This is a genomic window from Niallia sp. HCP3S3_B10, assembly GCF_052064465.1.
Taxonomy (GTDB): domain Bacteria; phylum Bacillota; class Bacilli; order Bacillales; family Cytobacillaceae; genus Niallia; species Niallia hominis.
In genome coordinates this window covers 1-10,884 of the sequence record NZ_JBQHVO010000094.1, presented here as the reverse complement: position 1 = coordinate 10,884, position 10,884 = coordinate 1, and the positions used below count along the sequence as shown (strand labels likewise).

12 protein-coding genes, 1 pseudogene and 1 riboswitch are annotated in these 10,884 nt (G+C 34.1%); of the genes and pseudogenes, 5 read left to right on the top strand and 8 right to left on the bottom strand.

What is annotated here, in order from left to right; all coding sequences use genetic code 11:
* Nucleotides 1-78 precede the first annotated feature (78 nt).
* A complete protein-coding gene (locus ACTNDN_RS23685; RefSeq protein ID WP_031536505.1) occupies nt 79-438 on the bottom strand; it encodes an MBL fold metallo-hydrolase in 360 nt (119 codons plus the stop codon).
* A 180-nt stretch (nt 439-618) separates the two neighbouring features.
* Nucleotides 619-817: riboswitch (FMN riboswitch) on the top strand.
* A 420-nt stretch (nt 818-1,237) separates the two neighbouring features.
* On the opposite strand from ACTNDN_RS23685, the gene ribE reads away from it, so the two are divergent.
* From ribE to ribH, 3 genes and pseudogenes are all read left to right on the top strand, one after another.
* Nucleotides 1,238-1,891 carry a riboflavin synthase gene (ribE, locus tag ACTNDN_RS23680; protein ID WP_031536506.1) on the top strand — a complete coding sequence of 218 codons (654 nt, stop codon included), beginning with the start codon at nt 1,238-1,240 and terminating at the stop codon, nt 1,889-1,891.
* Nucleotides 1,892-1,923: 32 nt separating this feature from the next.
* Nucleotides 1,924-2,514 (top strand): annotated as a pseudogene (gene ribB / locus ACTNDN_RS23675) (3,4-dihydroxy-2-butanone-4-phosphate synthase); the annotation flags it as partial.
* A gap of 30 nt (nt 2,515-2,544) precedes the next feature.
* On the top strand, nt 2,545-3,018 hold the full coding sequence (ribH, locus tag ACTNDN_RS23670; protein WP_031536508.1) for a 6,7-dimethyl-8-ribityllumazine synthase: 474 nt from the start codon (nt 2,545-2,547) through the stop codon (nt 3,016-3,018).
* 56 nt (nt 3,019-3,074) lie between these two features.
* Here the strand turns inward: ribH and ACTNDN_RS23665 are convergent, their stop codons facing one another.
* From ACTNDN_RS23665 to ACTNDN_RS23655, 3 genes are all read right to left on the bottom strand, one after another.
* Nucleotides 3,075-4,277, bottom strand: coding sequence for a chromate transporter (locus ACTNDN_RS23665; RefSeq protein WP_441132461.1), 1,203 nt, complete (start codon nt 4,275-4,277; stop codon nt 3,075-3,077).
* Nucleotides 4,278-4,439: 162 nt separating this feature from the next.
* On the bottom strand, nt 4,440-4,880 hold the full coding sequence (locus ACTNDN_RS23660) for a CoxG family protein (RefSeq protein WP_031536510.1): 441 nt from the start codon (nt 4,878-4,880) through the stop codon (nt 4,440-4,442).
* Between the two features lie 189 nt (nt 4,881-5,069).
* On the bottom strand, nt 5,070-6,023 hold the full coding sequence (locus ACTNDN_RS23655; protein WP_031536511.1) for a tyrosine-type recombinase/integrase: 954 nt from the start codon (nt 6,021-6,023) through the stop codon (nt 5,070-5,072).
* Between the two features lie 587 nt (nt 6,024-6,610).
* On the opposite strand from ACTNDN_RS23655, the gene ACTNDN_RS23650 reads away from it, so the two are divergent.
* Nucleotides 6,611-6,868 carry a DUF2533 family protein gene (locus ACTNDN_RS23650; RefSeq protein ID WP_441132460.1) on the top strand — a complete coding sequence of 86 codons (258 nt, stop codon included), beginning with the start codon at nt 6,611-6,613 and terminating at the stop codon, nt 6,866-6,868.
* 54 nt (nt 6,869-6,922) lie between these two features.
* Here the strand turns inward: ACTNDN_RS23650 and lepB are convergent, their stop codons facing one another.
* The 3 genes from lepB to ACTNDN_RS23635 form a co-directional block, all read right to left on the bottom strand.
* A complete protein-coding gene (lepB, locus tag ACTNDN_RS23645) occupies nt 6,923-7,405 on the bottom strand; it encodes a signal peptidase I (protein WP_311298858.1) in 483 nt (160 codons plus the stop codon).
* Nucleotides 7,406-7,448: 43 nt separating this feature from the next.
* Nucleotides 7,449-8,006 (bottom strand): GNAT family N-acetyltransferase, encoded by a 558-nt coding sequence (locus tag ACTNDN_RS23640; RefSeq protein WP_031536514.1) that lies wholly within the window; start codon nt 8,004-8,006, stop codon nt 7,449-7,451.
* A 136-nt stretch (nt 8,007-8,142) separates the two neighbouring features.
* Nucleotides 8,143-9,045 carry a DUF4349 domain-containing protein gene (locus ACTNDN_RS23635; RefSeq protein ID WP_031536515.1) on the bottom strand — a complete coding sequence of 301 codons (903 nt, stop codon included), beginning with the start codon at nt 9,043-9,045 and terminating at the stop codon, nt 8,143-8,145.
* A 316-nt stretch (nt 9,046-9,361) separates the two neighbouring features.
* Between ACTNDN_RS23635 and ACTNDN_RS23630 the strand changes: the two genes are divergently transcribed.
* Nucleotides 9,362-9,880 (top strand): ribonuclease H-like YkuK family protein, encoded by a 519-nt coding sequence (locus tag ACTNDN_RS23630; protein ID WP_031536516.1) that lies wholly within the window; start codon nt 9,362-9,364, stop codon nt 9,878-9,880.
* A 53-nt stretch (nt 9,881-9,933) separates the two neighbouring features.
* On the opposite strand, the gene ACTNDN_RS23625 is transcribed toward ACTNDN_RS23630, so the two are convergent.
* The gene (locus ACTNDN_RS23625; protein WP_031536517.1) at nt 9,934-10,707 is read right to left on the bottom strand and encodes a TerC family protein; all 774 of its coding nucleotides are present in this window, start codon (nt 10,705-10,707) and stop codon (nt 9,934-9,936) included.
* Between the last annotated feature and the right edge of the window lie 177 nt (nt 10,708-10,884).

Sequence of the window (10,884 nt, the reverse complement as noted above, 5' to 3'; positions counted from 1 at the left end):
AGCATTTCTTGGTGAATATAAACTTTAGTCTTCAACAATCAGGCGCTTTAATGAAGTAACTAAAGCCTAATTTTTCACTTATAACACCGAGAAATTAGGCTTTTTATATTTTGATTTCCTTAACGTTGTAAATCCGCATTTTCCTGACGCTACCCCTAAATAGGGAATTTCTTTTTCATGAATATATACTGGAACATTCCACTTATTAACAAGGGTCTGTAATGCGCCAATATGATCAAAATGAGCATGGGTTAAAATGATTGCTAGTGGTTTCTTCTCGTTGAAAAGTTGTTTTGTGTTTTTTAGGATAAACGACGCTGAATAGGGTATTCCTGTATCGATAAGGACCCAATCCTCTTTCTTCGGTCCTAATCCTGCAATATAGGCTATATTAGCAATTGCTGTTCGATAACCAAATACATTTTCTGCAATTTTCATTTCATGCCTCCACTTTTTACTTTTAGTGTGACCAAATCAATAAAAGAAACACCTCTTTTATAGTAGAGTTATTCCTTAACCTGTAGTGTAAAAAGAGTACTTAAAATAAAATTATTGATAATTGATAGGAAAAGGTGTACGATACAGTTAATTAAATAGTTATGATTACACAATACGTGTAATCGCCTTCGGGGTCGGGTGAAATTCCCAACCGGCGGTGATGAGTGTTCGTAAAACTCTAAGCCCGTGACCCGTTTTATGAGATTGATTATTGGCTAATTGCAATACTTTTTATTCGAATGATATAGCTAATTTATAAAACGGTGGATTTGGTGAGAAACCAAAGCCGACAGTAAAGTCTGGATGGGAGAAGGCAAATAACAGTAAACAATATGGTATGAATTATAGAATGAAAAGATTTTTCACAATTCTTTTTCCTGTTTTTCTATGGATTTGTTTTGTTGTATTTGGTGATGCTGTATAGTGGTGTGTTTTAGTTGACGTAATATGTGCTAACTATACGAAAGCTAAGAATCGTTCTTCCTTTTTTTCAAAAAGGATTTTGAATGATGTCCATTGACAGTGTTAGTTACAAACAACAATCGATAAAAGACAGCTTTTCTCTCATACAATACGTTTATTTAAGTATGTACTTGGCCCCGTATAAGTTTTTATACGGGGTTTTATGATGTTTTTTTCAGGGACTTTTAGAATTTAGTTCTATCCATTAAAAATGGTTGACCCCCATTAGCTATTTAAGAGCTTTAAAATACACGTTGTAGAAAGGAGGAAATTCCCCTTGTTTACTGGACTAGTCGAAGAATTAGGTGTTGTGAAGCATAGTAAAAAGACAGGGCATACGATTTCCATAGTGATTCAAGCAGAACAAATTATGGAGGATATGAAAATCGGTGATAGTATTGCCGTTAACGGTGTATGCTTAACGGTTACTTCCTTTGACTATAATTTATTCACAGTCGATGTTATGCCAAACACTTATAATGATACAACTCTTAGACTTCTAAGTAGTGGCACAGGCGTTAATTTAGAACGAGCGATGGCTGCTGATGGAAGGTTTGGTGGGCACTTTGTGTCTGGACATGTTGATTGTACAGGTACGATTATCTCCACACAAAAAGTGGAAAATAGCACATTGGTAGAAATTCAAATTCCAGAGAATCAAGTGCATCTAACCATGGATAAAGGGTCTATCACCGTTGACGGAACGAGTTTAACCATTTTTAAAACGACTCCTACTTCTATTTTCGTATCGCTCATCCCCCATACTTCTAAAGTCAGTATGATTGGGAATAGACGAAAAGGTGAGCTTGTTAATATTGAATTTGATCTTTTGGCCAAATATTTTTATTCCTTTATGAATAGAGACAAAGATCCAGTCGTAAAAAAAGAATCAAACCTAACTGCTTCCTTTTTAAGAGAAAATGGTTTTTAATCATGAATTTATACTATGAAAGGATGAAAACGATGTTTGATTCCATTGAAAATGCTTTAATTGATTTAAAAAAAGGTAAAGTTATCATTGTTTGTGATGATGAAGATCGAGAAAATGAAGGAGATTTCATTGGATTGGCAGATCATGTTACACCAGAAATGATCAATTTCATGGCAAAAGAGGGTCGTGGTCTTATTTGTGTTCCCATCCAACATGCTTTAGCAGATAAACTTCAACTCCCTCCGATGGTGACAAATAGTAGTGATCCGAGAAGCACTGCATTTACAATTAGTATTGACCATAGAGAGACATCAACAGGAATTAGTGCGTTTGAACGTGCCCATACAATAAGCAAATTGGTTGATGCAGGCGCAATTGCTGATGATTTTACAAGACCAGGTCACATCTTTCCTCTCATCGCAAAAGATGGTGGCGTGCTAAACCGCAATGGACACACAGAAGCAGCTGTTGATTTGGCGATACTTGCAGGAGCAAAACCAGTTGGAATTATTTGTGAAATTTTAAAAGAAGACGGAACAATGGCAAGAGTGAAAGATTTAAAGTTGATTGCTGAAAAATTTGATTTAAAAATGATTACCATACAGGATTTAATTCGATATAGACAAAGTTTATTACAAAAGGTGGAATAAATAATGAAACAAGTATTTGAAGGAAATTTAATTGGAACTGGCTTAAAAATTGGGATTGTTGTGTCCCGTTTTAATGAATTTATTACTACTAGACTTTTATCAGGAGCAGAAGATGCGTTAAATCGTCATGGAGTAAACGAGAATGACATTTCTGTAATGTGGGTTCCTGGTGTATATGAAATTCCTTTAGCTGCCAAAAAACTAGCTGCGTCTGGTAAATATGATGCGGTTATTACACTTGGCACTGTTATTCGTGGCGCTACACCTCATTTTGATTATGTAAGTAATGAAGTCGCAAAGGGTGTGGCTAATGTTTCGTTAAGTACGGAAATCCCTGTTATCTTTGGTGTTCTGACTACGGAAAATATTGAGCAAGCGATCGAACGAGCAGGCACGAAAGCTGGAAATAAGGGCTGGGAAGCTGCAGTTAACGCGATTGAAATGGGTAATTTATATAGCCAGTTAACAAAAGCTTAAAAAATAAAAACCTATAAGCGAGATAATCACTCGCTTATAGGTTTTTATTTCAAATATTACAATGGGATATATGAAAGTAGCATTCCACCAACTACACCTGTAATAACAATGATCCATGATGGAAGCTTCCAATAAACTAACATCGAAAATAAAATGGCTGCAAAAGCAAAATCGCTTGCCTGTAAGACACTACTAGTCCAAATAGGATGATAAAATGCAGCGATTAGTATTCCGACAACTGCAGCATTTACCCCCATTAAAGCACCTTGAATTTTCGTGTTCTTTCTGAAGGAGTTCCAGAATGGAAGTGTTCCAACAACTAATAAAAAGGCTGGCAGGAATATGGCGAATGTCGCAAGTAGTCCCCCTCCCCATCCATTCAGAACTGTTCCAATATATGCAGCAAATGTAAACAAAGGACCAGGAACTGCCTGTGTTGCACCGTATCCTGCAAGAAATGCTTCTTCGCTTAACCATCCACCAGGGACAAATTCACGCTCTAAAAGAGGCAAAACTACATGTCCTCCTCCGAATACAAGAGAGCCAGATCGATAAAAACTATCAAACATGGCAATCCATGGGTATGTAAATAGCTCGCGTATTACTGGTAAAAGGAAAAGAAGGGCAAAAAATAATAATAAAGAAACACTTGCTACTCTTTTTGAAATTGGAAAAGTAACTTCTTCTTGAACTTGCTGCATTGTTTGCTGTTTATATAGAAAATAGCCGATTAAAGCTGAAAATATAATTACCCCTACTTGGGAAAAGACACTTTGCCATAAGAGTGTAAGCACTAATGCAAAGAGTGCAATCGTCTTTCTTTTTAGGTCTGGTGTTAAATTCTTGGCCATACCAAGTATCGCATGGGCAACAATCGCAACTGCAACTATTTTAAGACCATGTATCCAACCTGCATTCTCTATATCTAAGACCTCTATTACACTAGCAAAAATCATCAAAGCAATAACAGAAGGTAATGTAAAGCCTAAAAAAGAAATGATCCCGCCGAGGAGTCCTCCCCGTAAAATTCCTATCCCTATTCCAACCTGACTGCTCGCTGGGCCAGGTAGAAATTGACAAAGAGCTACTAAATCAGCATAGCTTTTTTCGTCTAACCATTTCCTTCGTCGTACATATTCATTGTGAAAATAACCTAAATGTGCAACTGGCCCTCCAAATGAAGTGAATCCTAACTTTGTGGAAATAAGTAAAATTTCTAAAAAAGTTTTACTTTTCTTCCATTGTTTTTCTTTTTCCAATGAGATACCTCCAATAAAATTAGTAATCTTTATCATATAGGAGGATATCTTTTTAACCAAGTTAATTAACGAAAAATTTACAAAAAATTAATAAAACGTCCAATGAAGAAATAGAATGTTCTCATTTCATCATTGAACAGTTTAGTTAACATAATGTTATTATCATAAACTTTCGATTGCTTTACTCACAGCTATCGTCAATTCTTCTGCAATCTCCTCTAATTTAGGCTGCATGATATTATTCGTTACATTCGGAAAAGTTCCTGTAGAATTTATTTCTAAATAACCCGTCATTTTTGTATAATTTGCATTCTTCACCTCTACCATAAAATAGCCATTGCCTTCAAAATGCTCATTAATCCCAACTAATTCAAAAGTAACCTTTGATGGTTCTTTCCATTCTAATATCTTTACTTTCATTTCCACTTTCTTCTTAAAAAGCCCCATATCAATTTTGAATTCCCAAGTAGAAACCGTATCGTTTATGATTTGATGGTAGATGTAGCCAGGTACTAAAGGAGCCCAGTTATTCATGGAGCGAACAAAATCCCAAACCTTTTTTGCGTTAGCGTGGACGATAATTGAATGCTTTTTACTTGGCATCGAAAAACACTTCCCTTATCTTTCATTGACAGACTAATCCCTTCTCTTGATGTAAGCACATGGGATATGGCCTCACTGCAAAGAAAAGGGATTATGTTTAGATCATAGACTATTTATATATATATTCTGTCAAATGTTAGATTATGAATTAGAATGATTTTAAGTTTACATAATATTATTATGGTATCTCTACATGTATTCTGAAATCTCTAAATCCATTGCCTTTTCCTTTTGCGAATCGGAAACATGTGTGTATTTTTGGGTTGTATTTAAATTTGTATGTCCAAGTAGCTCTTGTACAGTTCGGATATCTCGACCATCCCGCACTAAATGTGTTGCGAAGCTATGTCTTAACTTGTGACTAGATATTCCTTTTTCCTTCCATTTTAACTCTGGATATTCCTTTCCCATTTGATCGATAATCCGTTCTGTAATTTCTTGAATTCTTCTTCGAGAAATTCGCTTCCCTCGTCTTGAAATAAAGAGCGCATCCTCCTGCCCTTTCATTGGATAAATCCTATTTTCTTCTATATATAATTGTAATTCTTCCATTAGCCTTTTAGGTAACGGAATATACCGAGACTTATTTCCCTTTCCCAGTACGTGAATACCTCTTTTTTGATTAATAGAAGACAGATTTAAAGAATGGATTTCCATCACCCGAAGACCTGCAAACGCCATGAGGCCAAGAATTACTTTATTTCGTCTTTGATGCTGTTTTTGTGATACCTTTCCGACCATTTCAAAAAAGGACTTTAATTCGTTTTTTTCTAGGTAACTTGGCAGTTTTCCCTTTTGTTCTTTTGCGCTTTCCAAATCGATTGCTGGATTTTTTTGAACAAGCTCATAATCTACCAAACATTTATAAAAAGATCGAATAGCCGTTAATCTTCTATTTCTCGAACTAGAAGAATTTGCACGCTTCGTTTTTAATTCATTCATAAATAGGGTAATTTGTAATTTCTTCACCGTACTTAAATCCGTATATTCCTCCTTTTTGCGTGTAATAAATTCTAAAAAGAAATAAATATCCCGTAAATAATTTTCAATCGTAAATATACTGTAATCTTTATTATCCATTTCAGTCCGAAAAAGGGTTAGCTCTTCTTCATACCACGTAAATAATGTTTCCTTTGTAATCATATGTATATCCACCTAATTTATAAAGTAGTAATTTTAGTATACTATATTTCTTAAATAACCGCACATAAGAGATATTATGCGCGGTAATGTTGTTAAAACTCCTACGAAAGAATGAATTATCTATTTGTATGTAAATATGTAATAACCAATATCATTTTATCACTAAAATTGGGAGAATTAAGGATAATGATGAGAGGTGATTGGATGAAGCTTCTATTTGTTCTGCTTAGCCTATTAAATTTTTCGATGCTATTTATTCCTATCTTGGAATTAAATGAAATCAAATAGCTGAATCTAATCCTCTGACGAATTATTATCTATGGGAGATTTCACCTTCTTTATTCCTTATAGTTAAAATTAGCATTATCCTTTTTTCTCCTATACTTAGCTATCTACTTTTATAGTGAAAATAGGCGTTTTTAGTTTTTCATACTGTCAATTCCATTAATCTATCCTCCTTTTACATATAGTTTGGATCTCGAAAGCTATTAATTAATCATAATTATATTATGTAAACAAAATTAATTCTGTCTTTTCAATCGATTAAATATTAAAATAATCATATACAGTATATAAGGAGCTAGAATATGAGTGTACATAAAGAAATTACTAAACATGTAGAACAAGTGAATTCTCGCGTTATTCGTTATAAACAATTAGATCAACTGCGCGAATCCTTCATCGAAGAAGCGTTATTGCTTTGTAAAGCTGGGGTGACTTTTTCTGTTGGAAAAATAAATGTAGTGACGGAACAAATCAATGAGTTAGCTAGACTTGGTGTTGTTCCAACAAGAAAGAAAGTGACTAAAGAAATGGTTATTGATTTTGTTAATCGTTCTAAGTAAAAGAAAAAGCGTTAAGAGGAATTTCAACTATCTTCCAACGCTTTTTTGGTATCTTTATTCGTAATTTTCCATGAATGGATGAAATCTAAAAATGGCCTTTCCAATAACAGCATCTTTTGAAATACATCCAATTTGCCTGCTATCCATACTATTTTGCCGATTATCACCTAGTACAAATATATGATCCTTAGGCACTTTGATTTTGATATTTTCTGTTAATCTTTGATTAGGAAGCAATTGGCTCTTATTTTGCTTTAAATAGGGTTCCTCGTATTTTTGTCCATTTATATAAAGAGTGTCATCTTGGATTTCAATCGTATCATCTGGTAAGCCAATAACTCTCTTAATGTAATCTTCTTTCTCAATCGGAGAATGAAAAACTATTGTATCAAAATGCTTTATATGACCTATTTTTGAGACAATAACTCGATCTTGATTTTCATATGTAGGCTGCATAGACTGACCAACTACTTTAACAGGAGTAAATATAAAGTTCCTGCATAAAAAGACAAAAACTAATGCACATACTAGAGCGATAATCCATGATTTTAGCTCTTTCTTAAATTCAGTATTATTTATATTAGCTCCTCCTTCCTAGTTGTCTTCCTTTCACTAATTTATACATGAGAATGTCGTCTACGTATTCATTTTCGGCAATTTTAAATTCATTTAGCTTACGACCTTCTTCTACAAAACCCATCCTTTTGTACAACGAAATTGCTTGATAGTTTGTTGAGAAAACGCCTAAATTTACTTTTTCGATAACAGGGTTTCTTTCTGCCCATTGGAGTAGTACCTCTAATAGTTTTTTCCCTATCCCTTTATTTCTATATTCATTGGTTATCATGATACTAAATGATCCCGTATGATGCAATCTCTTTCTTTCTGGAGATTGAAACACAAGAAATCCAATCAATTCACCGTCTATTTCTGCAACTAATAATGTTTCTCTTTCGTTACGTAAAATATTATTGATCCAATGCTGCTGTTCTTCTAAGGTATGATTAAACTCTTCGGCTAAAGTTATTAAGTAATCGCCTTCAGCGATAACGGTACGCTGTATTTTTAATATTGCTTCTGCGTCTATCCATTCACCATGTCGAATGAGGTATTCTTTTTCTGTTACAATTATCCCCATTTTATCCCTCCGAATTCATGGGAACCCATTATATTTTTATACTCTAGTAATAGTGCCTAATATTATTTTTGAATTTCTACTGGAATATTTATCCAAGCTAGTTATTACTATCATTATATCATAAAATCTGGTCGCCCTATTCCTGAGGCTTTCTTTTTTTTCTATAAAAAATCCAAATAATTAGTACGATCAAAATTGGGATGATAATTGGTGACAAACCAATAGTAAATACGGCTACACCAGATAAAAACGAAATAATCCCGTTAATCGTAGTAACAAATTGACTTTTTGCTTTTTGCCATGTATTTAGTGATTCCTTATTTTTAATAGCATCAACCTTTACTAACTCCTCTTCCAATTGGATAGTAACAGTTGAATAGTCCACATTATTTTGCAAATAGTTCATTCTACCTAAAATTTGTTCCTTTTCTTCTTGTACGGTTGCTAGGTCATTTGAAATTTTTAGAAGATCTTCGGTTTTTTCGGCTTGATCCATTAAGGTTAATAGTCGTTTTTCCACTGCCTCTTTTGCCTTTAATCTAGACTCGAGATCAACATATTCTTCTGTAACATCATTTCCTGTCACGTTCTTCTCTTTAATCTTTATGCTGTGCTTTTCTACTTCCTTTATATAGGATTGGAAATGAGACTGTGGAATTTTCACAGTAATCGAGCCATTTATATACTCGGTCCCGCTATCGTAAATAGATGACCCGACAACATAACCGCCAAGCTCGGTTGCTTTACTTTGAATCGTTGCTTCTACTTGATGGTAATCCTTCACTTGTAGGGAAAGGTTTGCATTGTAAATAACCATTCGATCATCTTCTGCATTTTTTGTAATGTCACTATCCTTGTTCTCATTACTTGTTTGCGCTAATTGTTCCTCTTTCACGTTACTAGAGTCTAAAGTAGCGATCTCATTTTCAGAACTGCCTTCAGATATTGCACTTTTTTGTTCAGAATTTTCGTTGCTGCAAGCTGTTAACAAGAATAAAATCAATAAAAATACATGAGTGATAACACGATAATTCTTCATTTATATTTCCTCCTACGTTCAGTTAATCTTTTAGACGGATTTTAAGTGAATTAGTTTCAAATTTATTACATTTTGATTACAAAAAATTGCGAAAGGTCTATCTTAATAATGACCTAGGTTCCTAAGGAAATTGGCTTTGCTAAATGATTAATTTAATAAATATAGGGATAATCATTTACACCAATTCTCTATGCTCTGTATATGATAATACAAGTTTACTTTCAGTGATAATTCCATTTGCTGAACATACAATGGTATAAAAATGAGTTGGAAATTACGCTTATATGGAGGGATATTAGTGGAGTTAGACAGGCATATGGAACTTACCTTTCAAAACCTACAAGAAAAGAAAATGACGTTTGAAATCGTATTTCAACGGATTCTTTCCTTTATGTCTCGAAATCCTGCTGGAAATTATCAATTAATGATTGGCACAGATTCACAAGTGCATGCAAAGCATACTACTTTTATTACGGGTATTGTTATAATGAATAAAGGAAAGGGAGCATGGGCTTGCATTAGAAAAGTAGTTTTGCCCAGGAAGGTTTTACGATTGCATGAGAAGATTTCCTATGAGACAACGCTAACAGAAGAAGTTGTTAGTCTCTTTACAGAGGATAAGAAAAACCAGTTAATAGACGTTGTATTACCATTTGTCTACCAAGGAGCCACTTTCTCTATTGAAGGACATATTGATATTGGAGCCGGTCGAAGAAATAAGACCCGTGATTTTGTAAATGAAATGGTAGCAAGAATTGAGTCAATTGGCATAGAACCGAAAATAAAGCCAGATTCTTTTGTTGCCTCCTCTTATGCTAATAAATATACGAAGTAAATTCCTCTTTCTCAGCAAAAAAACCTGTCCTAAATCAGAACAGGTTACGATAATCATTTTTCCTTTGTAGTAGCAATCTCTTCGGATATCTTTTTATTTTTATTAATAAAATGAATGATAAAGGTGATAATAAACGCAGCAATCAGAATGGCAAAAAATACATAGTGATCTAATTCAAAGCCGAAAATACTTGCAAACATTTTTGCCGCGATAATCCCAATTAAGACAAATGCAGTATTCTCAAGTTCAGGTACTTTTTCAATTAGAACGAGGAATAATTTCGCAACAGTTCTCATCATTAAGATTCCAAGCATACCACCTATTAAGAGAATCCAGATTTCATTTGATACAGCAAGGGAAGCTAGTATACTGTCCACAGAGAAAGCTAAATCCATTAACTCTACGGAAATAACAGTAGCCCAGAATACACCGAATAGCCGTATTGTCCAGCTATCCTTTTTAATTGCTGATGCATCCTCATCTCCATCACCAATCCAGAAATGCTTAATCACAATCCAAGCTAAGTATGCAGCCCCAACTACTTTAATCCATGTAAAGTGGATTAAATAAACGCCAATTCCAATAAAGAAGAATCGGAAAAAGTAAGCGCCAAATAAACCATACGTTAATGCTTTTTTCTGTTTGTCTGGCGGCAAATGTTTAACCATAACCGCTAAAACAAGCGCATTATCTGCTGATAATAATCCTTCTAAAATAACTAACGATCCAATTAAGCCCCAAGATACTGGATCTGTTAATACTTCTCCCCACATCTTCCAGTCGAAAAATGAAGCATAGGTTGATAATATCTGGTGTAAAACGTCCACTTAATAAGCCTCCATTAAATAAATGTAATCATATGGAAGCTATTATACTCCTATCATTTTCAGATAGCAACTATTAATAGAAAAGCGTTTGAGTCAAGTATTTGTGGGAGAAATTTTTTATCGTCGGAATTTCTCTCTTTTTCAGTGTGTTTGCTATCTCTATTGTTAACGCTTTCT

What these genes read in the sequence shown, in the direction of transcription:
- ribH (WP_031536508.1), top strand. Translation starts at nt 2,545, where the DNA reads ATGAAACAAGTATTTGAAGGAAATTTAATTGGAACTGGCTTAAAAATT.
- ACTNDN_RS23635 (WP_031536515.1), bottom strand. Translation starts at nt 9,045, where the DNA reads ATGAAGAATTATCGTGTTATCACTCATGTATTTTTATTGATTTTATTC.
- ACTNDN_RS23655 (WP_031536511.1), bottom strand. Translation starts at nt 6,023, where the DNA reads ATGATTACAAAGGAAACATTATTTACGTGGTATGAAGAAGAGCTAACC.
- ACTNDN_RS23630 (WP_031536516.1), top strand. Translation starts at nt 9,362, where the DNA reads ATGGAACTTACCTTTCAAAACCTACAAGAAAAGAAAATGACGTTTGAA.
- ACTNDN_RS23660 (WP_031536510.1), bottom strand. Translation starts at nt 4,880, where the DNA reads ATGCCAAGTAAAAAGCATTCAATTATCGTCCACGCTAACGCAAAAAAG.
- ACTNDN_RS23685 (WP_031536505.1), bottom strand. Translation starts at nt 438, where the DNA reads ATGAAAATTGCAGAAAATGTATTTGGTTATCGAACAGCAATTGCTAAT.
- ACTNDN_RS23640 (WP_031536514.1), bottom strand. Translation starts at nt 8,006, where the DNA reads ATGGGGATAATTGTAACAGAAAAAGAATACCTCATTCGACATGGTGAA.
- ACTNDN_RS23650 (WP_441132460.1), top strand. Translation starts at nt 6,611, where the DNA reads ATGAGTGTACATAAAGAAATTACTAAACATGTAGAACAAGTGAATTCT.